We start from the raw sequence: 26,396 nt of genomic DNA on the forward strand, positions 1-26,396 counted from the left end.
CGATTGCTCGATGGTCCGACGGGCTGACCGGCTTCGCAGCCGCCACGTCGCGATCACCGAACCCACTGTGCGTGCACAGAATTCGCGTCGTGGCGGCGCTGGTTCACCGGTGCTGCTCACCGATGCCGAAGTGGTGGTGGAGGATTCGCGCATCGTCGCGGTGGGGCCGCGGGGCACGGCCCAGGTCGACGAGGTGATCGAGCTCGGTGATGCCGTGCTGATGCCCGGACTCATCGACCTCGACGCGCTCACCGATATCGACCACACCATCCTGGATTCGTGGCAGTCGCGCGAGCTCGGGCTCGGGTTGCAGTGGTCGCGCGACTACGCCACGCATCGGCGGCGGGCGGTGTTCGACGCCGAGGAGCGGGCGTTCATCCGGGAGTTCGGGTTCGTCCAGTTGCTGTTGCACGGGGTCACCACGGCGATGCCGATCGCCTCCGAAGTGCACAGTGACTGGGCGGAGAGTTACGAGGACGCCGTGGCGATGGCCGAGGCGGCTCGACGGCTCGGGCTGCGGGTGTATCTCGGGCCCGCGTACCGGTCGGGGGTGAATGTGGTCGATGACGACGGGACGCGGTCCATCTACTGGAACGAGGAACTCGGACGCAGCGGATTCGCTGATGCCGCCCGGTTTGTGGAGTGGGCCTCGGCGCAGGACACCGATCTCGTGCACCCGGCGCTGCTGCCGTGTCGGATCGAGACGCTGTCGGAGGATCTGCTGCATCGGACCGCCGCGCTCGCCTCGCGGACCGACGTGCTGGTTCGGTTGCACGCGCTCCAGGGGTTGCACGAGCGGGCGTTCGTGTTCGAGCGGTTCGGGATGCCACCGTTGGCCGTGCTCGAACAGGTCGGTCTGCTCGGGCCGAATCTGCTGATCCCCCACGGGATCTACGTGGATTCCAATCCGCACGTCGACGATGCCGAGACCGACGCGGACATCGGGACACTCGCCGCCTCCGGCGCCTCGATCGTGCACTGCCCGCTCACCTCGGCCCGGCACGGCGCCGCGCTCGACAGCTTCGACCGGTACCGGGCGGCGGGCGTGCGGATCTGCCTCGGCACGGACTCGTTCCCGCCGGACCTGGTCCGCGGCATCGACCTCGGCGTCACCCTGACCAAGGTGCTCACCTCCCGGCTCGACGCGGCCACCTACGCCGACTACGTCTCGGCCGCCACGCTCGGCGGGGCCGACGCGCTGCACCGCCCCGACCTCGGCCGGATCGAGGTGGGGGCGACCGCCGATCTGGTCGCCTTCCGCCTCGACGACCCGCGCGACGGCGTGCTCGACGACCCGCTCCGCACCCTGTGCATGAACAGCTCCGGACGAGCGGCGGACTTCTCGATGGTCGCGGGTCGAATCACTCTGCGCGACGGAGTGATTCCCGGCATTGACCTCACCGCCATGACGCGGCGGGCGCAGACGCTGTTCGAACGAATGCGCGCGGCCTACGCCGAACGCGACTACCTGCGTCGACCGGTCAGCGAACTGTTCCCGCCATCGTTCCCGGTGCGGTAGGCCGTTCTCGGCGCGCGTCCGCCTCTGCACCGAGTGGAGAGTGCGGACTCGAGCGCCGAGACCGGCCGCCGGCGTCTCAGTACTCGTCGACTACGCCTCTTACGGCGCGGTCGGAGTAGGTGTCGACGTCCCAGAACTCGTCGGCGATGCTCTTACGGCCGCCGGAGTGGGTGCCGACGTATCAGAACTCGTCGGCGACACCGATCACCGTGCGGCCGGAGTGGGTGCCGTTCTTGATGGATTGCAGGACGGAGTTCACGTCGGTGATGGGGATGTAGGACTCGATGGTTGAGAGGTGTTGGGGGCGTAGGGCTTTGCCGAGGGCGGTCCAGAGGGTGCGGCGTTTGTCGATGGGGAGTTGGACCGAGTCGATGCCGAGGAGGCTGACGCCGCGCAGGATGAAGGGCAGGACGGTGGTGGGGAGGTCGGCGCCGCCGGTGAGGCCGCTGGCGGCTACCGCGCCGCCGTAGCCGATGGCGCTGAGGACATGCGCCAGGGAGGGGCCGCCGACGCTGTCGACCGCGGCTGCCCAGTTGGCTTTGTTGAGGGGGCGGGGTTTGGCGTCGGGGTCGAGGGGGAGGCGGCCGATGACCTCGTTGGCGCCGATTTCGGCGAGGAGGTCGGCGGCGTCGGTTTTGCCGGTGGAGGCGATGATCTCGAAGCCGAGGCCGGACAGGATGTCGACCGCGATGGTGCCGACGCCGCCGGTCGCGCCGGTGACGAGCACGGAGCCGTCGTCGGGGGTGAGGCCGTGGTCGAGCAGGGCCTGCACGCTCAGCGCGGCGGTGAAGCCGGCGGTGCCGATGGTGGCGGCTTCGCGGGTGGTGAGGCCGTCGAGCTTCACGACCCAGTCGGCGGGAACGCGCGCGTACTCGGCGAAGCCGCCGTTGCGGGCGACACCGAGCTCGTAGCCGTGCGCGATCACCTGGTCGCCGGGGGCGAAATCGTCGGAATCCGAGGCGACCACCTCACCGGCGAGGTCGATGCCGGGCACGATCGGGTAGTTGCGCACCACGCCGCCGCGCGGGGTGATCGCCAGCAGGTCCTTGTAGTTGGCGCTCGAGTAGTGAACCTTGATCGTCACGTCACCGGTGCCGAGGAAATCGTCCCCGACCGTTTCGCGCGCGAGCACGATCCCGCCATCGGACTCACGGGCCACCATCGCAGAGAATTCCATGGACCCGAGCATAGGGTCCACGATCCACCCGCGGTCGAACTCCGAGTGGGTTATTCGGGTGGGAGGAGTTCCAGGCGGACGCCAAGGAGGCGGACGGGGCGGTCGAGGTCGAAGCGGGCGATGATGGCGAGGGCGGTGGTGGTGATGGTGGGGATGTCGTCGGTGGGGGTGGGGAGTTTTCGCTGCTTGGTGCGGGTGTAGAAGGTTTTGGTGCGGACGGTGACCGCGACCCGGGTGGTGACGCGGTGGTGTTCGCGCATTTCCTCGGCGACCTCGGTGGCCAGGCGGGCGACTTCGCGGTGGATCTCGTCGGGGTCGGTGAGGTCGTGGGGGAAGGTTTCGGATTTGCTGCGGCCCACGGGGATTCGCGGGGTGGTGGAGAGTTCGGTGTCGCCTTTGCCGTGGCCGAGGGCCCGGAAGTAGGGGCCGGTGGTGGGGCCGAATTCGGCGATCAGGCGGTCGCGGTCGGCGGACATGAGGTCGGCGACGGTGGTGATGTCGAGGTCGGCCAGGCGCTGGGCGATGCGGGCGCCCACGCCCCACAGGGCGTCGGTGGGGCGGTGGCCCATGAGGTCGGACCAGTTGGCGGCGGTGAGTTCGAAGATGCCGGTGGCGGCGCCGGGGTCGTGCTCGGGTTCGGGGGAGGTCTTGCCGGTGGACTTGGCGAAACCGGTGGCGAGCTTGGCGGTGAGCTTGTTGTCGCCGATGCCGACCGCGCAGGTGAGGCCGAGTTCGACCACGGCGGTGCGGATTTCGGCGGCCAGGCGCCACGGATCGTCGTCGGTGGCGACGAACGCCTCGTCCATCCCCCACACCTCCACCGGGCCCGCGACCCGGCCCAGGGTCGCCATGATCTCCTCGGAGGCCACCTCGTAGGCGGGCATGTCGACGGGCAGGAAAACGCCCGCCGGGCACTTGCGCTTGGCCATCTTCAACGCCATGCCCGCGCGCACGCCGAAGGCCCGCGCGGGGTAGGACGCGCAGGTCACGACCTTGCGGGGCTGCGCGGGATCGCCTTCGCCGCCGACGATCACCGGCTGACCGCGCAGCTCGGGACGACGCCGGAATTCCACCGCCGCCTGGAATTGGTCGAGATCGACATGCAGGAGCCACCGGGGCACTGTTCTGTCATACCTCGAGGCAGCGACAATCCGGCGGAACCGGGCGTGGCAATATCCGTAGGGCGCCGATCGTTCACGACTGAGCTCGAAGAAACGGAAAAACCCGATGCCGACCGAAGCCACCATCCTCGACCTCGATTTGGCGCGCCAGGTGCTCGCCGCGCAACCGTTCGCCCGGCTGGTCGGCACCGAACTCACCGAATTCGGTGACGGGGCAGCCACTCTCGTGATCGACATCCAACCCGAACACGGCCAGCAGTTCGGTTTCGTGCACGGCGGAGTGCTCGCCTACGCCGCCGACAACGCCCTCACCTTCGCCGCGGGCACCATCCTCGGCCCCAACATCCTCACCGGCGGCTTCACCATCACCTACCTGCGCCCCGCCCAGGGTGAACGGCTGCGCGTGCACGCCACCGTCCTTGGCGCCACCCGCCGCCAGGCCGTCACCCACTGCGACGTCTACGCCGAGATCGAGGGCGAGGAGCCGATCCTGTGCGCGGTCGCCCAGGGGACCACCCGGCGCGTGGAACAGGACCTCGAGCGCGGGGTTCCCGAGGACCTGGCCGAGGACGGGCTGGCCGACGACGAAGACGACGACGCGGACGTGGACGTGGACGTGGACGACGAGGCCTCCGACGAACCGGCCATCGAGGAACCCGCCACCGACCAGTTCGAAGCGATCGCCCCGAAACCTACTACTGCGCAAGCGTGGTCGATGGTTGCCGCGGAGTGACGGTGGTCGCCGCAGAACGATGGTGGTCAGCGGTGGGCGTGGATTCGGGGGTGTAGGCCCTCGATGAGGTCGACTGAGCGGGTTATCGAGTCGAGGGCGGCGGCTTCGCGTTGGATGGCTTGGGCTCGGGTGCGGTAGGTCGGGTCGGTCAGGACCGTGCGGACGGCGGTGCGGAGCTGGTCGGGGGTCGGGTTGCCGCAGCGGAGGTTCACGCCGACGCCGGTCCATTCGACGCGGGCGGCGATGTCGGGTTTCTCCTCGGTGGCGCCCGCGACGACCAGCGGTACGCCGTTGGCCAGGGCGAATTGGACGCCGCCGTAGCCGCCGTTGGTGACCATCACGTCGACCAGGGGCAGTAGCTTGCCGAAGGGGACGAACTCCTCGACGCGGGCATTCGGCGGAATCGGTTGGCGCAGTGTGGAACTGGCGCTACCGCCGGTGGCGATCACGGTGACGTCCTCGTCGGCGAGGGCGGCCATGGCGGGTTCGATCAGGTCGGACAGATCGGTGGCGACGGTGCCCTGGTTCACCAGCACGACGGGTTTGGTTCGGTCGATCTCGTCCCACCAGGCGGGGAGTTGCTCGGTGGGGGCCAGGTCGGGCAGTAGGGGGCCGACGAAGTGGACCTGCGGGGGGAGGTCGCTGCGGGGGAATTCGAAGGAGGCGGTGCTGCCCTGGAGGTACAGGTCGGGCGAGGTGCACAGGTCGAAGACCGGGGCCGAGGTGCGCGGAAGGCCGACCGCGGCGCGCACGGTCTGGTAGTGGCGGTGCACGTCGCCGAAGAGCAGGCGGGGCACCAGGGGCAGCATGAGGCGGTTCACCAGCCGTGCGGCGGCCGAGCCGGGGAGCTTGCCGGATCCGATCGGGGGCACGTCGCGGCTGGCCATGGTGAGGATCGAGACGCCGTAGGTGGCGAAGGGCGGGCCGTCGAGTTCGCGCAGGATCGCGGCGGCCATGAAACCGGGGTCGGCCAGGACGAGATCGGCGGGGTAATGCGTCAGGATGCGGCGCACGTCGCTGAGTTGGCCGGGGATCTCGTCGAGGAACAGGTGTTTGATGTCGAACTTCACCCCGGCCAGGCCGGTCAGGCCCACACGCTGCGGATACAGCTCGTCGGGGGTGCGGCCGAGCGGGTCGGTGGCGTCGCGGATCGGTTCGTAGACCGCGCCCGCCCGCTCGACCGCCCGCTGATGCCGGGCGCCGGTGTACCAGTGGACCTCGTGACCGCGCGCGACGAGCTCCCGCGCGATCGGGATCGCGGGATTGACGTGCCCGGCGATCGGCGTACTGCAGATGAGCACTCGCAGCGGTTGATTCATGTAGGCAACTACGAGTCACCGAAGGGCGCGGTTCACCGCGACAACGCGGGCGGAGGTGAATCCGCCCGCGTTGTCAGGGGTCAGGCCGAGACCGCCACCGGGGGTGCGGCGGGTTCGGCGATCGGTTCGATCGCGTAGGCCAGGATGTCGGCCACGTCCGCGACGGGGCGCACGGTCAGGGCCGCCAGCACCTCGGCGGGGACCTCGTCCAGGTCCGGCTCGTTGCGGGCCGGGATGAAGACGGTCTTCAGGCCGGCGCGCTGGGCGGCGAGCAGCTTCTGCTTCACGCCGCCGATGGGCAGGACGCTGCCGTTGAGGGTCACCTCGCCGGTCATGCCCACATCACCGCGCACCGGGCGACCCAGCGCCAGCGACACCAGGGCGGTGACCATGGTGACGCCCGCCGAGGGACCGTCCTTGGGGACCGCGCCCGCCGGGAAGTGGATGTGGATATTGCGGTCGAGGACCTTCGGTTCGAGGCCGATCTCCTCCAGGTGCGAGCGCACGTAGGTGAGCGCGATCTGGGCCGATTCCTTCATGACATCGCCGAGTTGGCCGGTCAGGGTCAGCGAGCGTTCGCCTTCGGCGCCGTTGGCCTCGATGTAGAGCACGTCGCCGCCCGCACCGGTCACCGCGAGGCCCGTCGCGACGCCGGGGACGGAGGTTCGCTCCATCGAGTCCGGGGTGAAGCGGGGGCGGCCGAGGTAGTCGGTGAGGTTGTCGACATCGATGGTCAGGTTGGTGGCCTGGCCGGTGGGTTGGGGGCCCGCGTCGATGTCGATGACGTTGTCGTAGCCCAGATCCGAGTCGTAGCCGAGCAGGGCGCCGTCGCCGAGCGAACCCTTGTCGACCAGCGTGGAGTCCGACAAGGCCGCGTCCGCGTCACCGAGGCCCGCGCCACCACCGAGCCCAGCGCCATCACCAAGCCCAGCGCCGTCACCGAGCCCAGCGCCATTGCCGAGGCTCGCGCCGGACCCCATTACGCCGCCGACCTCGACACCCGACTCGGCCACGCTGAGTGGGTTGCCGTCGCCGACGACCAGCCGAGTTGCCGCCTTGCGCAAGGCTTTTGCGACGAGGCGCTCCATCTGACGCACCCCCGCCTCACGCGTGTAGTTGGCCGCGATCTCACGCAACGCCGCCTCGGTGATCGAAACCTCGTCCGCCGTCAGCGCATTGCGTTCCAGCTGACGCGGCACCAGGAAGTCCCGCGCGATGGCCACCTTGTCGGCCTCGGTGTAGCCGTCGACGGTGATGAGCTCCATGCGGTCCAGCAGGGGGCCGGGGATGGTGTCCATGACGTTGGCGGTGGCGATGAACAAGACGTTGGACAGGTCGAGGTCCAGGTCGAGGTAGTGGTCGCGGAAGGTGTGGTTCTGGGCGGGGTCGAGGACCTCGAGCAGGGCCGCGGCGGGGTCGCCACGGAAGTCGGAGCCGACCTTGTCGATCTCGTCCAGCAGGACAACGGGATTCATCGAACCCGCCTCCTTCACCGCGCGCACGATCCGACCGGGCAGCGCGCCCACGTAGGTGCGGCGGTGGCCACGGATCTCGGCCTCGTCGCGCACCCCACCGAGGGCGACGCGAACGAACTTGCGGCCCAACGCTTTCGCGACGGATTCGCCCAGCGAGGTCTTGCCGACACCGGGCGGACCGACCAGCACGAGCACCGCGCCCGAACCGCGCCCACCGACCACTTCGAGTCCACGGGCGGCCCGACGCGAACGCACGGCCAGGTACTCGACCATCCGGTCCTTGACCTCCTCGAGGCCGTGGTGATCGGCGTCGAGTACGGCACGCGCGGCCGAAACATCGCTGCTGTCCTCGGTTTTCACCGACCACGGCAGGTCGAGGACCGTGTCGAGCCAGGTGCGGATCCAACCGGACTCGGGGCTCTGATCGCTGGCCCGCTCCAACCGGCCCACCTCGCGCAACGCCTCGGCGCGCACGTTCTCGGGCAGGTCGGCGTTCTCCACGCGGGTGCGGTAGTCGTCGGCGCCGTCGGGTTCGTCCTCGCCGAGTTCCTTGCGGATGGCGTTGAGCTGCTGGCGCAGCAGGAACTCGCGCTGGGACTTCTCCATCCCGTCGCGCACGTCCTCGGAGATCTTGTCGGTGACCTCCACCTCGGCGATATGGTCGGTGATCCACTCGATCTGACGGATCAGGCGCGCGGCGAGGTCGGGGGTCTCGAGCAGTTCGCGCTTCTGCTCGTTGGACAGGTAGGGCGCGTAGCCCGCGGTGTCGGAGACGGCCTCGGGATTGTCGAGCTGGTTGACGATGTCGATGATCTGCCAGGCCTCGCGGCGTTGCAGCACGGCCACGACCAGCTTCTTGTACTCGTCGGCGAGCTCGCGCACGCGCTCGTCGGGCTCGACGGCCTCGACGGGTTCGGCCTCCACCCACAGCGCGGCGCCGGGCCCGGTCACCCCGTGCCCGATCCGCGCGCGACGCTCGGCCTTCAATACCGCCGCGGGCGCGCCGCCGCGCATCCGACCGACCTGTTCGATGGTCGCCACCACACCGTAGGACGCGTAGCCCTCGTCCAGGCGCGGCGCGACCAGCACGGCCCCGGTCTTGCCCGCCTGGGCGGCGTCGATGGCGGCCTGCGCGGACTCGTCCAGTTCGATGGGCACGACCATGCCCGGCAGCACGATCGGCTCGGTCAGGAACAGCACCGGCAGGTTCTGAGCTGTAGTCATATCGACCCTTCCAAAGTTGAGCTTTGCTGACTCAACATGGACTACCGGGCCTTTGTTCCCGCAGGTGAGGGCGTTCACTCACGGCGAACGAAAACACCTCGGCCTCCGCCGACACGGTGTCGGGGAGGCCGAGGTGGGTGCTACCGGGTGCTACGGGTTGCGTTTGATCCGCTCGGTGGGCGGGTCGAACGCGCGGCCGCGACCGGCCGACGAACCCCCGCTGAGCAAGCCGAGGACGATGCCCGCGATCAGGGCGATCGCGCCGGCGATGCCGAGCACCACCGGCAGGGTGCTGCCGTAGAGCGAGAGCTTGTCCAGGCTCTTCTGGGTCACACCCATCTGCGCGTCGATGGTCTCCTCGTCGAAGACGATGTGCGACTTCAGCGCGGTGACATCGACCTGGTCGGCGCTGCGGCCGTAGTACAGGTGGATCTTCTCGCCGCCCTTGAGGACCGCGCCCGTCTTCGGCTCCACCCACAGGTCGCGGGTGTTGGTGTAGAAGCGGGTCATGGTGACCGGCTCGTCGCCCTCGAGGCCCCACTTGGCGGCGGGCAGGCTGAGCTTGTTGGTCGGCGCCTGCACGACGTCCCACATGTTCGTGACCGGGATGGACTGGCGGAAGTGGTACACGGTCACGCCGTTGATCTGCGTTTCCTCGAGGAAATCGATGTCGTAGGTGGCGCGGGCGTTGAGGTCGAAGTACGGGTAGGACTTCTTCTCGGTGCCGATCGGGAAGCGGTACTGCAGGCCGCGACGCTGCGACTCCTCGGCCACCGAGGCGCCCGACTTGTCGACGGTGACCGCGATCGAACCGTTGGGCGCGGCGTCGATCGGCTGACCGGTGACGCGATCGATGGTGACGCGGTCGATCGAGGCGGTCAGGATGCCGCTGTCGCCGTCCCGGTCGTCGCGACGCAGGGTCTGACCGGCCTGGACGGTCATCTCGTCGGCGCCCGAGGGCTCCTCCACGGTCAGGAACCGCTGGGAGACGACCGGCACGTTGGTGTCGACCTTGGCCGACCCCTCCGGCGAGGTGAGCGAACGCGAGTCGAGCACCAGGCTCTCCTCACCGGGCACGCTCTTGGCCACGGTGGTGATGCGCAGATCGAGCGGGGTCTTGGCGACCCGGTCGACGGTGTAGCTGGGGATCATGACGGCGGCCGCGAGCAGCAGCGCGCCGAGACCGACGAGTAGGCAGGCGATCAGCCTGCGCACGTTGCTCATCGCGAGCCGTACTGCACGTTGCCGAGCACCGACGAGCCCGGGTCACCGGATTCCTCGGGCGACGGGATCGAATTCTGTTGCGCGGCCGCGGTGATGCCGATGACGGCGATCACCCCGAGCACCGCGCCGGCCAGCCCACTGACCAGGCCGGGGACGACAAACTTCATAGATCGAACTCCAATTGCGTGGTGCGAGAACTCAGCCGACGGAGAAGAAGCCGACGGTCGGGGCGAACGAGCAGGTGCGGTCACCGTCGGCGGTGGTCGTGGTGAGCGAGCCGCTGATCACCGCGGCGACCCGACCCGCGCCGGTGTCGGCGATGGCGGTGAGGGTGGCCGGGCCGTCGGCGTTGATGCCGGACTCGGTGGTGAGCGGCTGGGTGCCGGTGCGGCGGTTGTCGAGGTTGACCCACTGCACCGTCATCGGCGGATTCTGCACCACGGTGGCGGTTTTCGTGCCGAGCGCGGTGAAGACGAAGCCGGTCTGGTCGGCGGCCGGTCCCGGCGGGGGCAGTTCGGCGGGGCCGGGCACGGCCAGCGCGGTGCCGACCGAGTCCGAGGTCGGGCCGATGCAGCCCTTGCCGATGGTCGGGTAGAGGAACTGCGCGATGCGCGGACCGTCCGACGGGGGCAGTTCGGGGCCGCCGCCGCCACTGCCGTCGAGGAAGGTGATGACCCGCTCGAGGGTGGACTTGACCTGCGCCGGAATGCCGGGGGTGGCCAGCAGGACCCGCGCCTGAGCCAGGATCGCGGCCTGTCCGCCGTCGGCGATGAGGCCGGGGGCGGAGATGGCGCCTACGATCGTCGGTGCCAGCGCGGCGAGGGTCTCGGAGGGGACGTTCTCCGCGATGGCGGGAACGCCGGGCTGCGAGGCGGGTGCCGCCAAGGCGGGTGCGGGCGCCACGAGGGCCGCACTCGCCGCTAGGACGAGTGCGGACAGGGCGGTCCGCGATGCTCGGGTGCTCAGCACTGGTCGGTCCTTCGTTCGAGGGATGGAGCAAGCGACCCGGAATTATCAGTGTTATCCCGGGTTTCAGATACTTTGGAGAGGTGACTACAGCGGACAGGCGGTATGGGGGTCGTACGGTCGTCGCGCGCAAAGCCGAACGACGACTGCGATTCCTGGAAGCAGCGACGCGAATCTTCGCCGAACGCGGGTACGCCACGTGCTCGCTCGCCGAGGTGTGCGCGGCGGCCGGACTGTCCAAGCGGCAGTTCTACGAGGAGTTCGAGACCCGCGAGGACGTGCTGGTCGCGGCCTACGACCGCATCCAGGACGACGCCGCCGCGGCCGTGGCCACCGCGCTGATCGCCCTTGGCACCACCGAGCCCGAACTCGCGCTGCGCGCCGGCTTCGGCGCCTACCTGGAATCGCTGGGTTCCGACCCGTACCGCGCGCAGGTGGCGCTGATCGAGGTGGTCGGGGTCAGCGATCGGATGGAGAACCATCGCCGCGACCGCCGCCACGCCTGGTCGGTGCTGATCGCCGGGGCGCTGGCCAGGGTGGGCGTGCGGTTGCGCGGCGACGCCGAACTCACCACCGCGCTGATCACCGGGGCGGTCACGGGCGTGGCGCACGAGTGGCTGCTGCGCGAGTCGCGCCCGCCCGTGGACGAACTGGTCGATCTGCTGGCCGGGGCGGCCCTGGCGCTGGTCACGTTCGACTGAGATTCGGGCAGCCGTCGGGCGGGTAGCGACCCGCCCCGCGTACTGCCTGCTCAACCGATTCCCTTTCCGGACATTGTGAGACCGATCGGCTTCACAGTGTGGGCGAGAGTTTGACATATTAGTGACCCAGATCGCAACGGGTCGGTTTCTGAGACAGCCGCCACCTGGGGGAACGGGCTCGGCGCTGCCGAAAGAGCGGGTCATCGGTCAGCTCTTCCGCAACGTGCCCGCGATGGCGCCACCGAGCAGACCGGGGGTTTCGTAGGCCAGGGTGCCGTCGGCGCGCAGGGTCGCGGTGGAGGTGTGGCCGTCGTCGGCGCAGCCCGCGCCGCTGGTCAGCCGGGCGGTGAAGGTGAGGGTGGTGGGGGTCGCGGCGGTGAGGGTTTCCGCGCGTTCGCAGCGGGAGCCGGCGAAGGTGCCGATATTGACCGAGGTGGCGAGCTCCTGGCCGACGGTGCCGTCGGTGATGGTCAGTTCGATGGTGAACTGGACGAGGCCGTCGGCGGCTCGGCCCGTCCAGGAGCCGACGAATTCGGCGGGGACGGTGGACTGGGCGGCCTCGGCGACGCTACTGGGCACGGCGGTGCCGGGAACCGGGGTGGCCGGTGCGCCGGCGGCCGCGACCGTGGTGGCGGGGCCGGAACCGGGTTCGGCGAGGCGCGTGCCGATCAGGTAGGCGCCGGTGGCCACCGCTATCGCGACGATCGCGGAGGCGGCGATCAGCAGGGTGCGGGTGCGGCGGGGCGAGGTGGTGCGGGGATTCGCGGGCGGGTTGTGGGGTGTCACAAAACCGGGAGAGGTGAATTCGCCGCGCGGTGGGTAGGTGTGGGTCGCGGCCGACCTGTTGTCTCGGGGGTCGCCGGGGTTGAACGGCGAAGCGCCGGTGACGGGTTGGCCGGACGTGAAGGAAGGGCCGGTCGGCGGGGTCGCGGCAGGGTGGTTCGGGCGCGAGGTCGCGGTGGACCAGGTCGGGGCCGAGGTGGCGGTGGGGTGCGAGCGCGGGTCGAACGGGGGGTCGGCGGGGCCGGAATCCAGGTCGAGCAGGGAGATCGCGGTGGTGCTGATGAGCTGGACCACTTGTGGCGGCAGCCAACCCGTGCGCTCGGGAGCGCCGAGACGGGCCAGCTCCGCGAGGACCTCGTGCGTGGTGGGTCTGGCGGCGGGATCCTTGGCCAGGCAGGCCGAGACCAAGGGGACGAGAGCGGCCGGGACGGCCTCGAGGCGGGGTTCCTCGTGCACGATGCGCCACAGCATCTGCATGATCTCGGCCGTGCCGAACGGGCCGTGACCCGCCGCCGCGAAGGTGAGGACGCCGCCGAGGGCGAAGACATCGCCCGCCGGACCCAGGTTTTCGCCACTGACCTGTTCCGGACACATGAAACCCGGTGAGCCGAGGAACTTTCCGGTGGTGGTGAGCGCGGAGTCCTCGAGCACCCGGGCGATACCGAAATCGATCACCTTTGGGCCGTCGATCGCCAGCATCACGTTGGAGGGCTTGAGATCTCGATGGATGATGCCCGCCGCGTGCACCGCGACGAGCGCCTCGGCCAGGCCGTGCGCGAGGGCGAGCAGAGCCGGTTCCGGGAAGGCGCCGAACTGGGACACCGCGTCGGTCAACGAGATCCCCGCGACGTAACCGGTTGCCAGCCACGGTGATTCGGCGTCTACATCGGCATCGAGAACCGGGGCGGTGAAAGCGCCGCCGACGCGCTGGGCCGCCGTCACCTCACGCCGGAAACGGGCGCGGAACTCCGGATCGATCAAATCCGGGCGAATCACCTTCACGGCCACCGTGCGACCACCGGAATTGCGTCCGAGATACACCTTGCCCATGCCACCCGCACCGAGAATGCCCAGCAGTCGGTAGTCACCGATCCGCCGTGGATCATTCGGACCTAGCGGGTGCATACCGGGTGGTTCCTCCGAACACGATCACGTTTGCGCGGTAACTGTAACTGTTTTTCCCCGGCCCGACCTGGAGAAGCCCACGCCCACACAGCCACCCCCACCGAAACCGTCGCCATACTCACGCACCCGAACCCCTCCACCCCAAAAACACAGCCCTGTCCGGCGGCGAACGCACCCGCGTGGCCCTGGCCCGGGTGCTGGCCGAGTTACCGCCTGATCGCGTTTCGGTTGGGTAGGGCGAGTTTGGTGAGGATGTTGCGCACATGGGTTTCGACGGTTCGCTCGGACAGAACCAGCCGCGCGGCTATGTCGCGGTTGGACAGCCCCGTAGCCAGCAACCCGTGGACTTCGCGTTCACGAGGCGTGAGGGGATCGGCGGCGCGAGTGGCGGTGGTGATGTCGCGCAGAAGAGCATCGGCGGCAACCAGGCGGTGAGGCATCCGAAGGCGACGGAAGGCCGCAGCGGCTTGTTCGGCAGCCGCGCGGGCAGCGGGGAAATCGGCACGGGCGTAGTGGGTTCGGGCCAACCCGAGATGGCCGAGGGCGATGAAAGGGTGCGCGCCGATGGCGATGTCCATGGTGAGGCCGTCGCGGTAGAGGTCGACGGCCTCGGCGAGATGGCCTGCCACGCGGGCATTGTCGGCGCGAACCCTGGCCAGCGAGCCGACACAGATGAGCGCGCCGGTGCCGTCCGCGGAGTAGTAGCGCTCGCAGCCCGCCATGGCCCGGTAGACGCGGTCGGCGGTCTCGGCGTCGGCGAGCAGTTCGGCGATCAGGCCCACCGAGTACACGGTGCCCGACCAGCGCGGGCCGATCTCGAGGGTGTCCGGGATCGTGCGGAACGGCTCGAACAGGGCCGCGGCCTCATCGAGATCGCCCGCCAGCGCGTGCATCATCGGGGCGAACAGCTGGGCGATGGTGATCTTGGGGGCGAAGGCGAGCGACGCGAGGGCAGCGGTGAGTTCGACGCGGTCGATGTGGCCGACGATCACCGCGTACATGCCGCGGAAGGCGTGGTGCAGGCCCGCGAGGGAGTAGTCGCCGATGCTCACGGCCAGGTCGAAGGCGGCGGTGTCGGCGGCGAGACCGGCGGGGAAATCACCGACGAGCACAGCCCTGGTGGCGCGCAGGCGCAGCAGGTGCCAGCGGGCCAGGGGCAGGTGGCGGCGGTCGGCGAGGAGTTCGATGTGGTCGAGGGCGTCGTCGAGGGCGGACAGGTCGCCGCGTTGCAGGGCGGCGTCGGCTGTCCACACGTATCCCCAGAGTTGGGCGAGCGGCTGTTCGGCGTCGACCGCGATCTCGATGGCCTCGGCGGCGAGTTCGGTTCGCTCGTCGAGGAATTCGGGCGCCGACAGGGCCAGGTGGCGGGCGTGGATGGCGTCGAGGGCGACGTCGGGGTCGGTGGAGCGGCGGGCGGCGCGCAGGGCCTCGTCGGAGAGTTCCCTGGCCTTGGCGCCCAGTCCTCGGTCGGCGGCGGAGAGGGCGCGCTGGGCCAGGACGCGGGCGATCAGGTCGGGGTGCGTGTCGGGGTCGAGCAGGCGTAATGCCTTGCCGCACAGCATGTCCAACTGGGTCATCACCGTGGGGGTGGTGACGCCCTGGACGACGAGACCCGCCGCGGCGAGCAGATCCGGGCGCTCGGCCTGTTCGGCGAGCTCCGCCGCTTCGACGCAGTGCTCGAGACTGGCCGCGACCCGACCCGCCGCGAACTCGTCCCGCGCCAGCTCGATCAGCAGCTCGGCTCGTTCGGCATCCGAGGCCGTCACCCCGGCCGCGTCAATCGCCCACTGCCCGAACCGTATTGCCTCATCATGGGCCGCGCTCGCCCTGGCCGCCCGCGCCGCCCGCCGCGACCACTCGCGCCCCTGCGCCGAGTCCGGGCGGGCATGGCGCCAGTGCGTAGCGATAGCCCCCGCCACCGCCGAATCCGGCCCACCCACCGCACACAACGCCTCGGCCGCACCCCGATGGAACTCGGCCCGCCGCGACGGCGCCAAGTCGGCGTACACCGCGTCCCGCACCAACGCGTGCGCGAAACCCAGTGCGCCGTCATCGAATCGACGAACCACACCCGCCGCCGTCGCCGCATCCAACGCCCGCGAAACCCGATCACGCATCACCTGCCACCGCGCCCCGGCGGTCAGCTGACCGCGCTCGTCCGCCGCACTCCCCCACTCATCGGCCTGAATTCCTCCGAGAACCGGCTGACCCGCGTCGCGGTCGTCACGAGCTGAGCCGCCGTCCGGCCGTGGATCGAGGCTGCGGTTCGGGTGGTGTGGATCTCGGGCTCTCAGGCATACGGCGGTGAGGAGGTCTTGGTCGATGCGTTCGCCGAGAACGCTTGCGGCGCTGAGGATGTCGATGTCGTGGGGGGTGAGGCGTTCGAGTTGGGACAGGACCAGGCGGTGGATGCCGGGGAGGGGGTCGTCGGTGTCGGAGTCGAGGAGGAGGCGGACCAGGAGAGGGGTGCCTGCGGTGCGTTGGTGGATGTGGGGGGCGAGGGTGGGTGGGCGTTCGAGTTGTTCGAGCCAGTAGCGGATTTCCGGCTCGGACAGGGCCGGGACCGGCAGGGATCGGTAGTGCGGGAGGCGGAGCCAGGCGGGTTGGACGGCCACGAGGGGGTCGCTCATGGGGTCGCGGGTGGTGGCGACGATGAGCAGTTCGGTGTGGGCGGAGTCGGTGGCGACGTGGGTGAGCAGGGCCAGGGAGGTGGGGTCGGACCAGTGCAGGTCCTCGAGGACCAGCAGCAGGCCCGAGGGCGCCGCGGCGGCGGTGAGGACCTCGGCTACCTCGGTGAACATGCGGAAACGCTGGGCGGCGGGGCCGCCGCCGGGTTGGGTGACGGTGTCGAGGGCGGCGGCGAGTTCGGGGAGTTCGCGGGCGGCGCGGTGCCACGGCCACAGCGGCGGCATTCCGGCGTCGTCGACGGCGTTGCCGCGCGCCACCCGCAGCCCGGTGTCGGTGGCGAGGGTGGCGGCGCGTTCGGCCAACCACGACTTGCCGATCCCGGCGGGCCCGCTGACCAGCACGAACCGGCCCGCGCCCGAGGCGGCGGCCACCACGGCGGCGCGCAGGCGGGCGAGCTCACGATGCCGTCCGACGGCCGGAGTCTGCACCGAACCAGTATCGCGCGCGGCGGGTGGTGACCGGCGGAAGTTTCGGGTGGGCGTCGGTCGAATTCAGTACCGCGACTACGTACCGGCACTGATCCGCGCGACCCCGTTCGGCGCGAGCCTTGATCTATCCACTTTTCCCACGTCAGGAGCACATCATGTACGCGCACCTCATCTGGTTCGACCAGCCACGCAACGCCGACGCGCTCGCCGCCGTCGAGTTCGCCGACACCCACCGCATCCGCCCCGCCGTGGCCACCGTGCCCGGCCTGCTCGACTACTACGAACTGCGCCGCCCCGACGGCTCGGGCGTGGTGATCGGCATCGCCGAGACCGAAGCGGCCCTGCACACCGTGCGCGAAACGATCCTGGCGACCGAACTGCTGCCCGGCGAGGACCCCACCCTGCTGCCCGGCCCGGACCGGGTGGAGATCGTCCCGGTCCACGTCCACCAGGACCGCGACGCCATCTACGCCGCGGGCACCCCGTCATGACCGCCCTGACGATCCTGGGCAGCCGGTTGCCGATCGGACGCTGCCTCGGCCTCGCGATCCAGGAGGCCCTCACGTCCCGCCGGCAACCGGCCGCAGGTCACCGGCCGAGCACCTACAGGTCCGCCAACGCCAACCCCGTCAGTGGTCGGCCGATGCGGACCAGGTCGGTGTCGGTGCCGGTGCCCACGTCGACCAGGCGGATGGTGCCGCCGAGGTCGCTGACATAGAAGCGGGAATCGAAGCCGGCTACGCCGATGGCCTCGTGGTAGCCGGTGGAGATGATCTCGGGCGTGCCCACTTCGGGTTGGACCTGGGCTTCGTAGAGGGCGTTGCCGCGCGGGGCGGCGCCGCGGTCGGTCCAGACCAGGTCGCCGACACCGTGCAGTTCGATGTCGATCGGCTCCGGCAGATCCGACCAGAGCAGTTCGATGTCGGTGCGCGCGGCGGGGTCGGCGCCGGCGGGCAGGTCGATCGGGACGCGGAAGATCCGGCCGTCGCCCGCCTTGGGGGCGCCCTTCTGGGTCCAGTAGAGCAGGCGGCGGTCCAGGTCGAGGGCGATGCCGACGCACCAGTTGCGCACGACGTGCGCGTCGGCGTCGCCGGAGCCCGTCACGACCACGGGGTGCAGATCGTCGCCGTTGAGGTCGCAGGTGAGCACCTGCATGCCCTCACGGTCGCACCAGTACAGGCGACCGGACTCGAAATCGGCGGCGATCTGCTTGCCGGTGGTGAAACCGCCGATCTCGACGATCGTGGTGCGATTGCCGCCGTCGAGGTCGACGCGCTCGATGGAACCGTTGCGGGAGAAGAACTCCGGCTCGGTGCCCGGCTTCGGGACCGCGTCGGGGGTGCCCATGTTGGTCCAGTAGATGTGGCCGCGCAGTTTGTCGACGACGACACCATCGGGGAAGCGGTCGAGTCCGTCGACGATGGTGCGCACGTTCTTCCCGTCGAGCGAGACCGCGTGCATGGCACCGGCCGCGAGATCGAGAGCGACGATTTCGGTCATCCGGCTCAACCCTTCTTCGGCTTGGGGTAGTCGTCGTAGAAGCCCTCGCCGGTCTTCACGCCGAGCTTGCCCGCGTCGACGTACTTCTTCAGCAGTTTCACCGGGCCCTTGGGCAGGTTCGGGTTCTCCTGCTCGTAGTGCTCCTCGATGTCGAGCACCACGTCCAGGCCCACCTGGTCCATCATCCGGAACGGGCCCGCCTTGGTGCCGAAGTTCTGCACGAACATCGCGTCGACATCCTGCGGCGTCGACACGCCCTCGTAGACCACCTCGAGCGATTCGCGCTTGATGGCCGCCCAGATGCGGTTGAAGATGAACCCGGTCGACTCCTTGCGCACCAGATACGGGTGCAGGCCGTAGTCCGGGAAGGTCTTCAGGACGAAATCGATGACGTCCTTGGACGTGTTGCCGTCCGACATCACGTCCAGCGCGGTGGTCTGCGGCGGCATGTAGAAGTGGGTGTTGAGCATTCGATCGTTGGTCTTGAGCCCCTCGGTGAACAGTCGACTCGCGTACGAGGACGAGTTCGAGGAGACGATCGCGTCGGGATCGGCCTGGGTGTCGAGCTGGGCGAAGACCTTCTTCTTCAGATCGAGGATCTCCGGCACCGCCTCCACGACCAACCACGCGCCCTTGACCCCGATGGCCTGATCGGGCACGTACTCGGCGGTGCCTGCCTTGCCGTTGGTCACGGTGGGCACCACATCGGGCAGGTTCTTCTCCACAAAGGCGACCGCCGCGTTGCCGACTTCGCCGTTGGGATCGATGATGCGAACCTCGCCGCCCCTGGTGGCGAACATCAGGGCGATGCGTCTACCCAGCGTGCCACCCCCGATCACGGCGACCGGTCGATCGAAATGGTTCTGCGGAACACTGCTCACGGCAACTCCCTCTGTACGGACGACGGGGGAAGAGATCCAGGACACACCAACCTCGCCAGCCTAACCCCGAGTTGGCTCGAGACCCCGTCACCACCGCTCAGAATGTGATTGCCTTATCCTCACGTTCTTCACGTATTTCGCGCGTCAGCACTAGGGGGCTACACGATGACCACACTGGCCTCCGGACTTTTCATCGACTGGGAAGAGCTCACGGGGCAGTCGAAGTTCGTGGTCGAGCTGGTCAGTTTCCCGATTTTCAGCGCGTTGGCGGGCTGGCTCACCAACTGGACCGGCGTGCTGATGCTGTTCTGGCCGCTGTACTTCAAGGGCTTCCGGGTGCCGCTGCTGCACGTGCTCTACCCGTACCTGCCGCGCCGCGTGCAGGTGCTGCCCACGTTCTCCGGGGACGGACGCAAGCTCGGCTTCCAGGGTTTCATCCCGGCCCGCTCGGAGAAGATGGCCAGCATCTGCGTGGACAAGGCGCTGATGCGCATCGGCAGTCCGCGCGATTTCATCTCCGAACTCGACCTCGACGGCATCGGCGACTATCTGGCCGAACGCTCGCGCGATCAGGTGCAGCCGATCGTGGACGAGATCATGTACCGGGAGAATCCCGACCTGTGGCGCTCGCTGCCCCGGCAGGTGAAACAGGCCGTCTACCAGCGGGTGGACCGCCAGCTGCCCGCGCTGTGCCGGCGCGCGTTCGAGAGCCTGGGCGACAATATCGACCAGCTGCTCGACGTGAAGAACTTCGTGATCCGGTACCTGCAGAAGAACCCGGCCATCCTCAAGGACCTCACCACCACGATCGCCGCGCCCGAGCTCAAGTTCATGGCGCGGATCGGTCTGCTCGGCGCGCCGTTCGGGCTGATCCTGGCGCTGTACCTGCACGTGCACTCGAGCATTCCGTACTTCGGCGCGATTCCGGCGTGGGTGATCGTGCTGTTCGCCTCGGCGATGATCGGCGTGACGGTGAACGTGATCGCGATCAAGATGGTGTTCGAACCGGGCGACCCGCAGCCGCGCTACAAGTACCTGTGGCGGCAGGCGCTGCTGGCCAAGCGTCAGCCCCAGGCGGCGACCGACCTCGCCCACATCCTGGCCTACCAGGTGCTGACCGTGGAGAACCTGTCCAACGAGCTGCTCGAGGGCCCCAACGGCGACAAGACCCGCCAGCTCATCGAGCGGGTGGTGGCCGAGGAGATCCAGAAGCAGCTCGGGCCCACCGCGTTCATGGTGCGGGCGGCGCTGGGCAAGAAGCAGTTCGAGAATCTGGCGATCTCGGGTGCGGGCGCGGGGCTGGTCTCGGCGCGCACGATGGTCGAGGACGAGGCGTTCGTGCTCGAGCAGGCCAAGAAGATCGACGACTTCGCCGCGCGCAAGCTGCGCACGCTCACCCCCGGCGAGTTCATGGAGATGTTCTACGCCTCGGTCGAACAGGACGCCTGGTTGCTGTACCTGCACGGCGGGGCGCTCGGGATCGGCGTCGGCGCGCTGCACCTGATCACCTTCGGCTGGTAGCCGCAATAACAAGCACGCGTGCTTGCCTTTTTCGGCGGGCGCTGCGACCCTTGTGACCAACGGCGCACCGGCACGAGTCGCGCCATGATCGGCAAGGAAACTCCATGGCTGACCTCGCAGCGCTGCTCGACGACTTCGCCGCCGAATGCGCGGACCTGGAGGCCATGGTCGCCCCGCTCACCCCCGAGCAGTGGCGCACCCCCACCCCCGCGCCGCGCTGGGACATCGCCACCCAGATCGCCCACCTGACCTGGACCGACGAGATCTCGATCACCGCCGTGACCGACCCCGACGCCTTCGCCGCGATCCTCGTCGACGCCGCGCCGAGGGTAGCCACCTTCGTCGACGAGGGCGCCGAGGAGATCGCGCAAACGCCCCCCGCCGACCTGCTGGAACGCTGGCGACGCGGACGCGCGCGCCTTATCGAGGCCCTGGCCGCCGTGCCCGCCGGCACCAAACTCCCCTGGTTCGGCCCGCCCATGAGCGCCGCCTCGATGATCTCGGCCCGCATCATGGAAACCTGGGCACACGGCCAAGACGTCGCCGACGCCCTCGACATCACCCGCGAGCCCACCGCCCGCCTACGCACCGTCGCCCACATCAGCGTCCGCGCCCGCAACTACGCCTACCTGGTCAACGGCGAATCCGGCCCCACCGAAGAATTCCGAGTCGAACTCACCGCCCCCGACGGCACCCTGTGGACCTGGGGCCCCGAAGACGCCCCCCAACGCGTCACCGGCCCCGCCCTCGACTTCTGCCTCACCGCCACCCAACGCCGCCACCGCGCCGACACCACCCTGACCACCGAGGGCCCCGACGCCACCCACTGGCTCACCATCGCCCAAGCCTTCGCAGGCCCCCCCGGCACCGGCCGCAACGCAGGCCAATTCGCCTGACCCCCGGCACAAAACCCCCGCACACCCCAATTCCGCCATGACCGCACTCCCAACCCCGCACATCCCGACCCCGAGGAGGGATCGCCGCGCAGCGGCGTAGCGGCCCGGCCGCGAGTTAGCCGCCGTTGCGTCCGCGGCGCAGCCGCCAGCAACGGTGGCTAACTCGCGGCCCCTGGGGGGCCGCGCTCGAGCGCGCCAGCGCTCCAAAAACACAGGCGAGCGGTTCGCGAACTCTCCTGCGGACTGCCGGACATCGTCGGCCGGAACGCCCGTCGGAGCAGTCGCGAACATCGCTCGCCTGCTTTCTTCAGTTACCCCCTGCCCGGTGTGAGAAACCACGACACCGCCCGGTACCCGCTCCCACTAGGAGTGATACCGGGCGGTTTCGCTTGTGGTTCTGATCTCACCGGTGGGAGGCGGTCGGGGTGCGACACAGCACGTACCGTGGATCGAGCGCGTGGCTTTCAACGATGCGGGCCCGTGGCACCCGGGCATACCCTCTCAGGAAGGACCGCATCGTGACCGCACATCGACCCGCGCAGATCGTGCGCCTGTCCGCGATCGTGCTCTCCGGCGCCGCCAGCCTCTGCCTCACCGTGGCCGCGGGCGCCTACATCGTCCATCAGATGCCCGATCTCGCGCCGCCCGAGCAGGCCGCGCCCACCGACACTCCCACCCATCCCCGGCCGTTCGTCGAGGACCCCGCGGGGCAGTCGGTGGAGTTGGCCCTGTTCACCGGGGACACCGTGCTCGCGGGCGAGCGGTCGGTGCCCGCGACGACCCGCACCGCGATCACCGCGCAGCAGTCCGGTGTTTCGCCGACCGAAACGGCGCTGACCGGGCGATTCGGGATCGGCGGCGCGTATGTGGGCGCGCAGGTGGCGCCCGCGCGCACCGACTCCGTGACGGTCACCGTGGACACGAACCTGGTGTCCACGGCGGCCCAACGCCTCGGCCTGTCACCGGACGCGGCGGCGGTCACCGCGCTGAGCACCGAATTCGACGTCCACGACGGCGAATTGGTGGTCGTGCTCTCCCATCCGGGGCTGGGCACCCACACGTTCGTGATCGACGCGCCAGCGCCCCTGTCGCCACTGCCAGAGCGAGCGGCTACCGTCGGCGTGTGACTTCTCCCGGCGGCACCGGCGGTGCCTACGACTTCTGTGTGATCGGCGGCGGCATCGTCGGTGTGGCCACCGCGCACCGGCTGCTCACGACGTTTCCGGGTTCGAGTCTGGTGCTGATCGAGAAGGAAGCCGCCCTCGGCGCGCATCAGACCGGGCACAACAGCGGCGTCATCCACTCCGGGATCTACTACCCGCCCGACAGTTTGAAGGCGCGACTGTGCCGGGCGGGCGCGGAGTGGACGAAGAAGTTCGCCACGGCCAACGACATTCCGTTCCGTGAGTGCGGAAAGTTGTTGGTGGCCACCGATTCCGACGAACACGAGCGGATGCTGGCGCTGTACGAGCGTTCGATCGCCAACGGGGTCGAGGTCGAGGCGATCGACGCGGACGAACTGAAGCGGCGTGAACCTCGGATCACCGGCGTCGGCGCGCTGTTCGTGCCCGCGACGGGGATCATCGACTACACGAAAGTCACTGCGGCACTGGCCGATCAGGTCGTGGCGATGGGCGGGAAGATCCTGCTCGGTACGACGGTCGACGCGATCACCGAAAACACCTCGGCCGTCACGGTTTCGGGGTCGAACGGCTCGGTGAGCGCGGGCACGCTGATCGTGTGCGCGGGGTTGCAGGCCGATCGGATGGCGCGAAAGGCCGGGATAGACACCGACTTTCGGATCGTCCCGTTCCGGGGCGAGTACTACCGGCTGCCCGCGCGGCGCGCGGACCTGGTGCGCACGCTGATCTACCCGGTGCCCGATCCGGCGCTGCCGTTCCTGGGGGTGCACCTGAGTCCGACGATCGACGGCGATCTCACCGTCGGCCCCAACGCGGTGCTCGGACTCTCGCGCGAGGGATATCGCAAGGGCAGCGTGAACCGGCGCGACGCCGCCGACGTGCTGAGCTTCGCCGGGGTGCGCCAGGTGGCCCGCGACCACTTCGGCACCGGCGTGCGCGAGCTGCGCAATTCGCTGTTCAAGCGCGGTTACCTGGCCGAATGCCGCAAGTACTGCCCGGAATTGAGCACCGCGGACCTGCTGCCGCATCGCGCGGGCATCCGGGCGCAGGCGGTGTTGCGCGACGGCACGCTGGTGCACGATTTCCTCATCGAGCGCACGCCGCGCTCGATCCACGTGCTCAACGCGCCCTCACCGGCGGCGACCTCGGCGATGCCGATCGCGGAATACCTGGTCGAACAACTGGATTCCGTGAATTAAAGAGGATTTTTGTAGTATTTTTGGGCCCATCCGCACTCAGGGAGGACCGATGGGCCACATCAGGTTCGCGAGTGACGTCGGCGCCCCGGTCGACGCCGCCTTCGCCTACGCCGAGAATTTCCGGCACGCCGCGCAGTGGATGGTCGGCGTCACCGGGGTCGAACCCGTCGGCGAACCCGATCGCGGACTCGGCGCCGCCTTCGCGGTACGGGTCCGACTGTTCGGCGTGATCCCGCTGCGCACCACCTGCGAGATCACCGAATATCGGCGCGACGCCGTGATCGGGTATACCCTGCGGGGGCGGGTATACGGAACCGTTACCCTGCGCTTCGATCCACTCGGCTACGAACGGTCGGTGCTGACCTCCGAAGCCGACTATCCACCACCACGCGGCATGTTCGGCCGCCTGTGCCACGGCCTCGCTGACGCGGCCGCGAAATCGGCACTGCGTCGAACGGAATCGCGGTTGCGAAGGGAGATAGAGGCATTCCACGGTACCGATCTTGTCGGTCGGATCGCCTAGGGTGGCGGTCATGATCATCGTGAGCACCGACGGGTCCTGCCTGCGCAACCCCGGTGGTGCCATCGGCTGGGCCTGGGTCAACCACGCCGGACCCGCCGACAGCGGCGGCGCCCCCACCGGCACCAACCAGATCGCCGAGCTGCGCGGGATCCTCGAAGCCATCCTGGCCCACCCCGGCACCGAACCGATGCTCATCGAGAGCGACTCCCAGTACGCCATCAAATGCGCCTCGGAATGGATCACCAGCTGGCGCCGCAACGGCTGGCGCACCTCCACCGGCGGCGCGGTGAAGAACGTGGAGATCATCAAGCAGATCGACCGCGCCATCACCACCCGCGAGGGCCCGGTGCGGTTCCGCTGGGTGCGCGGCCACGTGGGCAACTACTTCAACGAGCAGGCCGACAAACTCGCGGGCGAGGCGGCGCGCGCGGTCAGGGAGAACCCCGCCCCCGCCCCGAAGAAGACGGTGATCAGGTCTTCGTCGTCCCCCAGGAACTCGGTTCTCGGCCCGCCTCGATCCGGACTGACTGGAGGGTGCGACGAAGAACCCGCGGCACCAGCCGCCAAGAATTCAGTCTCCACAGGGAAGTCGGTCGCGCCGACCGCAGGGGCACTCACCCTGTTCTGAGCGCGACCGGAGTGGGACCGAAAAGTGAACGCCCCCGGCAATGGTTGCCGGGGGCGTTCGCGTATCAGTTACCGGGTGTCGGCTCCGGCGCCGGGGTAGCGGCCTGTTCGGGCGACGGGGTCGGCGCGGGTTCGCCGCCGCCGAACACCCCCACACCGCCCTTGAGCAGCGGAGAGTCCATCCGGTTCACCAACCACTTGCCGCTCGGCGCGCGATCCAGCGACATCTCCACCGTGAGATCCGAGCGCTGCTCGACCGGCTGACCGACGCTGGTGCGGAACTGTGTCACCGCCACCAGCACCGTCGCGGTGTCGATCGAGCCCGAGATCCACCCGCAGCGCACGCCCTCGCCGCGCGATTTCACCTCGGCGGAGGTCATGGCCGTCTTGATGTCGTTCCTGGCCGCGGCGAACTCGGTGGCGTACTCGCCGGTGGCCCCGGCGGAGACGGCGTCGAGGAAGGTGTCGAGGCCGTCGGAGTAGTCGAAATCGGCCAGCACCAGGGCGTAGGAACAGGCCGCCTCGGAGGAGGCGGACACGGCGTCGAGCTCGGCGGCCTTGCCGCTGTCGCGCAGATAGAAGACCACCGCCGCCGCGATCCCCACGACCGCGAAGGCCGCGATCAGGCCGTTCGTGAACCGGCGCGAACGCTGTGTGTCCACCTCAGCCATGTGCCACCCCGGTTCCCGCCAGTGAGCCACGCCACCCAGTCATGCAAGCAGTATGCCTGGTCGGCGTGGCTCCTCGGTCAGTTGCCCGGGGTCGGTGCGGGCGCGCCGCCCTCGGGTGCGGTCGGGACGCCGCCCACGTTGGCGCCGACGCCGAGCCGGTCCAGGATCGGCGAGTCGACCTTCGAGACCAGCCACTTGCCGTCGATCTTGTCGATGGTGATCTTCACCGGGAAGATCATCGAGCGCGACTCGGCGGAGATCTTGTTGCTCTGGAACTGGATCCAGGTCGCCGCCACGACGGCCTGGTCGTCACCGGTCGAGAGCGGGGCGCACTCGAGCTCCTCGACCGTGGACTTCGCGCCGACCTCGAGCATGGCCGCGCGCAGCCCGGCCGCGCCGTCACGGAAGTTGGACTGCACCTCGCCGGTGCTGCGCTCCTCGACGCCGGCGAAGAACGCGTCGAGATCGCCGTTGGCGTCGAAGGTGGCCGAGGCTCGAGCGAAATCGCACGCCGCCGCGGACGCGTCCTTGGCATCGTCGATCTGGGTGCCGCGCTGCGCCCACAGGACGACGAACACGGCCAGCGCGGTGCCCAGTGCCACCGCGGCGACACCGGCGGCGGCCGCGGCGATCCAGGGACCGCGATCGGACTTCGACTCGGTCTCGCCGGCGGCCGGCTTCGCGGCGGGCTCGTCGGCGGTCTTGCTCACGACGACGGTCTTCGCGTCGTCGGCGGGGGCGGACTTGTCCACCTTCACCGTCTTCTCGGTGTCCACAGCCTCGGTCGCCGGATCCGGCGTCGAATCGGTCGGCTTCTCCTCCGGGGTGGAGTCGCTGGCGGTCTCGTCCGTTGCCATGAAATCAAATCCTCGTTCTTGTCTCGCGCGGTTGCGCTTCGATGGGCGACCGGGGCGGGTCGCACTGGCGTGTGCGCCCGGCGTGGTGCATGGTAT

22 protein-coding genes and 1 pseudogene are annotated in these 26,396 nt (G+C 69.3%); 10 read left to right on the top strand and 13 right to left on the bottom strand.

Going from position 1 to position 26,396, the window contains the following annotated elements; genetic code table 11:
- The first annotated feature begins 67 nt into the window (after positions 1-67).
- Positions 68-1,519: a chlorohydrolase family protein gene (locus ACFP3H_RS10950; RefSeq protein ID WP_378603477.1), complete on the top strand. Its 1,452-nt coding sequence runs from the start codon at positions 68-70 to the stop codon at positions 1,517-1,519.
- Positions 1,520-1,700: 181 nt separating this feature from the next.
- On the opposite strand, the gene ACFP3H_RS10955 is transcribed toward ACFP3H_RS10950, so the two are convergent.
- Together ACFP3H_RS10955 and ACFP3H_RS10960 are read right to left on the bottom strand one after the other, a co-directional pair.
- Positions 1,701-2,696, bottom strand: coding sequence for an oxidoreductase (locus ACFP3H_RS10955; RefSeq protein WP_378603479.1), 996 nt, complete (start codon positions 2,694-2,696; stop codon positions 1,701-1,703).
- Positions 2,697-2,746: 50 nt separating this feature from the next.
- Positions 2,747-3,817 carry a DNA polymerase IV gene (locus ACFP3H_RS10960; protein WP_378603482.1) on the bottom strand — a complete coding sequence of 357 codons (1,071 nt, stop codon included), beginning with the start codon at positions 3,815-3,817 and terminating at the stop codon, positions 2,747-2,749.
- A 106-nt stretch (positions 3,818-3,923) separates the two neighbouring features.
- Between ACFP3H_RS10960 and ACFP3H_RS10965 the strand changes: the two are divergent.
- Positions 3,924-4,331: pseudogene (locus ACFP3H_RS10965) on the top strand (PaaI family thioesterase); the annotation flags it as partial.
- Between the two features lie 245 nt (positions 4,332-4,576).
- Here the strand turns inward: ACFP3H_RS10965 and ACFP3H_RS10970 are convergent.
- From ACFP3H_RS10970 to ACFP3H_RS10990, 5 genes are all read right to left on the bottom strand, one after another.
- Positions 4,577-5,869, bottom strand: coding sequence for a glycosyltransferase (locus ACFP3H_RS10970; protein ID WP_378603485.1), 1,293 nt, complete (start codon positions 5,867-5,869; stop codon positions 4,577-4,579).
- An 80-nt stretch (positions 5,870-5,949) separates the two neighbouring features.
- Positions 5,950-8,568 (bottom strand): endopeptidase La, encoded by a 2,619-nt coding sequence (gene lon / locus ACFP3H_RS10975; RefSeq protein WP_378603488.1) that lies wholly within the window; start codon positions 8,566-8,568, stop codon positions 5,950-5,952.
- 150 nt (positions 8,569-8,718) lie between these two features.
- Positions 8,719-9,792: a cell envelope lipid trafficking protein PgfA gene (gene pgfA / locus ACFP3H_RS10980; protein ID WP_378603491.1), complete on the bottom strand. Its 1,074-nt coding sequence runs from the start codon at positions 9,790-9,792 to the stop codon at positions 8,719-8,721.
- A complete protein-coding gene (locus tag ACFP3H_RS10985) occupies positions 9,789-9,959 on the bottom strand; it encodes a DUF2613 domain-containing protein (RefSeq protein WP_378603494.1) in 171 nt (56 codons plus the stop codon). Before ACFP3H_RS10985 ends, pgfA begins: the two co-directional genes overlap by 4 nt.
- A 31-nt stretch (positions 9,960-9,990) precedes the next feature.
- On the bottom strand, positions 9,991-10,761 hold the full coding sequence (locus ACFP3H_RS10990; protein ID WP_378603497.1) for an Rv1157c family protein: 771 nt from the start codon (positions 10,759-10,761) through the stop codon (positions 9,991-9,993).
- 80 nt (positions 10,762-10,841) lie between these two features.
- Here ACFP3H_RS10990 and ACFP3H_RS10995 point away from each other — a divergent pair, with 80 nt between their 5' ends.
- Complete coding sequence (locus tag ACFP3H_RS10995; RefSeq protein ID WP_378603500.1) at positions 10,842-11,459, top strand: TetR/AcrR family transcriptional regulator; 618 nt, start codon at positions 10,842-10,844, stop codon at positions 11,457-11,459.
- A 207-nt stretch (positions 11,460-11,666) separates the two neighbouring features.
- Here ACFP3H_RS10995 and ACFP3H_RS11000 read toward each other — a convergent pair whose 3' ends face one another.
- A complete protein-coding gene (locus tag ACFP3H_RS11000; RefSeq protein WP_378603503.1) occupies positions 11,667-13,367 on the bottom strand; it encodes a serine/threonine-protein kinase in 1,701 nt (566 codons plus the stop codon).
- Positions 13,368-13,573: 206 nt separating this feature from the next.
- Positions 13,574-16,483, bottom strand: a complete 2,910-nt coding sequence (locus tag ACFP3H_RS11005; RefSeq protein WP_378603506.1) for an ATP-binding protein — start codon at positions 16,481-16,483, stop codon at positions 13,574-13,576.
- 155 nt (positions 16,484-16,638) lie between these two features.
- Here ACFP3H_RS11005 and ACFP3H_RS11010 point away from each other — a divergent pair, with 155 nt between their 5' ends.
- Positions 16,639-16,974, top strand: a complete 336-nt coding sequence (locus ACFP3H_RS11010) for a hypothetical protein (protein ID WP_378603509.1) — start codon at positions 16,639-16,641, stop codon at positions 16,972-16,974.
- 112 nt (positions 16,975-17,086) lie between these two features.
- Here the strand turns inward: ACFP3H_RS11010 and ACFP3H_RS11015 are convergent, their stop codons facing one another.
- Positions 17,087-17,983, bottom strand: coding sequence for a hypothetical protein (locus tag ACFP3H_RS11015; RefSeq protein ID WP_378603511.1), 897 nt, complete (start codon positions 17,981-17,983; stop codon positions 17,087-17,089).
- 5 nt (positions 17,984-17,988) lie between these two features.
- The gene (locus tag ACFP3H_RS11020; RefSeq protein ID WP_378603513.1) at positions 17,989-18,864 is read right to left on the bottom strand and encodes a 3-hydroxyacyl-CoA dehydrogenase family protein; all 876 of its coding nucleotides are present in this window, start codon (positions 18,862-18,864) and stop codon (positions 17,989-17,991) included.
- 165 nt (positions 18,865-19,029) lie between these two features.
- Between ACFP3H_RS11020 and ACFP3H_RS11025 the strand changes: the two genes are divergently transcribed.
- From ACFP3H_RS11025 to ACFP3H_RS11050, 6 genes are all read left to right on the top strand, one after another.
- Positions 19,030-20,385 carry a DUF445 domain-containing protein gene (locus ACFP3H_RS11025; RefSeq protein ID WP_378603515.1) on the top strand — a complete coding sequence of 452 codons (1,356 nt, stop codon included), beginning with the start codon at positions 19,030-19,032 and terminating at the stop codon, positions 20,383-20,385.
- A gap of 104 nt (positions 20,386-20,489) precedes the next feature.
- Positions 20,490-21,281, top strand: a complete 792-nt coding sequence (locus ACFP3H_RS11030) for a TIGR03084 family metal-binding protein (protein WP_378603518.1) — start codon at positions 20,490-20,492, stop codon at positions 21,279-21,281.
- Positions 21,282-21,799: 518 nt separating this feature from the next.
- Positions 21,800-22,408 (top strand): hypothetical protein, encoded by a 609-nt coding sequence (locus ACFP3H_RS11035; RefSeq protein ID WP_378603521.1) that lies wholly within the window; start codon positions 21,800-21,802, stop codon positions 22,406-22,408.
- A complete protein-coding gene (lhgO, locus tag ACFP3H_RS11040; RefSeq protein ID WP_378603524.1) occupies positions 22,405-23,622 on the top strand; it encodes an L-2-hydroxyglutarate oxidase in 1,218 nt (405 codons plus the stop codon). Before ACFP3H_RS11035 ends, lhgO begins: the two co-directional genes overlap by 4 nt.
- Before the next feature lie 49 nt (positions 23,623-23,671).
- Positions 23,672-24,145 (top strand): SRPBCC family protein, encoded by a 474-nt coding sequence (locus ACFP3H_RS11045; protein ID WP_378603527.1) that lies wholly within the window; start codon positions 23,672-23,674, stop codon positions 24,143-24,145.
- Positions 24,146-24,155: 10 nt separating this feature from the next.
- A complete protein-coding gene (locus tag ACFP3H_RS11050; RefSeq protein ID WP_378603530.1) occupies positions 24,156-24,773 on the top strand; it encodes a ribonuclease H family protein in 618 nt (205 codons plus the stop codon).
- A gap of 64 nt (positions 24,774-24,837) precedes the next feature.
- Here ACFP3H_RS11050 and ACFP3H_RS11055 read toward each other — a convergent pair whose 3' ends face one another.
- Positions 24,838-25,443: a hypothetical protein gene (locus ACFP3H_RS11055; protein WP_378603532.1), complete on the bottom strand. Its 606-nt coding sequence runs from the start codon at positions 25,441-25,443 to the stop codon at positions 24,838-24,840.
- A 77-nt stretch (positions 25,444-25,520) separates the two neighbouring features.
- Positions 25,521-26,300: a hypothetical protein gene (locus tag ACFP3H_RS11060; protein WP_378603535.1), complete on the bottom strand. Its 780-nt coding sequence runs from the start codon at positions 26,298-26,300 to the stop codon at positions 25,521-25,523.
- Positions 26,301-26,396 lie beyond the last annotated feature (96 nt).

Source organism: Nocardia lasii (assembly GCF_042658545.1).
In the GTDB taxonomy this organism is placed as follows: domain Bacteria; phylum Actinomycetota; class Actinomycetes; order Mycobacteriales; family Mycobacteriaceae; genus Nocardia; species Nocardia lasii.